General features: G+C 66.8%; 1 protein-coding gene. It reads left to right on the top strand.

Going from position 1 to position 671, the window contains the following annotated elements:
• Positions 1-41: 41 nt before the first annotated feature.
• Positions 42-671, top strand: a 630-nt coding sequence (gene hemW / locus BN1121_RS13465) for a radical SAM family heme chaperone HemW (protein ID WP_043597963.1), incomplete at its 3' end; no start/stop codon positions are given.

The following is a 671-nucleotide window of genomic DNA, read 5'->3' as shown; positions in this document are numbered from 1 at the left end:
AACTGGGGCCCATGGGCCCCGTTTTGTTGATTGGAACCGCCATGTTGCAACTGCCTCCCCTCTCCCTCTATATCCACGTCCCCTGGTGCGTGCAGAAGTGCCCCTACTGCGACTTCAACTCCCACGCCCAGAAGGGGGAGCTGCCCCATCTCGAGTATGTGGCCGCCCTGCTCGATGACCTGGACCAGGACCTGCCGATGGCCCAGGGGCGCCCCCTGCACTCCATCTTCATCGGCGGTGGCACCCCAAGCCTGCTCAGCGTCGAGGCGATGCAGGCACTGCTGGACGGGGTGCGTGCACGCATTCCCCTGGTCGACGGGTGCGAGATCACCATGGAGGCCAACCCGGGCACAGTCGAGGCGGGCAAGTTCGCCGGTTTTCGCGCCGCCGGGGTTAACCGCATCTCCATCGGGGTGCAGAGCTTCCAGCAGGAGAAGCTGACCCGGCTCGGCCGCATTCACGGCCCCGAAGAGGCGCGCGCCGCCGCGGCGCTGGCCCACGCCATTGAGCTGCCCACCTTCAACCTGGATCTGATGCACGGCCTGCCGGATCAGAGCCTGGACGACGCCCTGTACGATCTGGAACAGGCCATCGCCTGCGCCCCGCCCCATCTCTCCTGGTACCAGCTCACCATAGAGCCGAACACGGCGTTCGCCTCCAAGCCGCCGCGC

The sequence above is a fragment of the Aeromonas diversa CDC 2478-85 genome (assembly GCF_000819805.1).
Lineage (GTDB): Bacteria > Pseudomonadota > Gammaproteobacteria > Enterobacterales > Aeromonadaceae > Aeromonas > Aeromonas diversa.
This window is presented reverse-complemented; position numbering and strand designations above follow the sequence as displayed.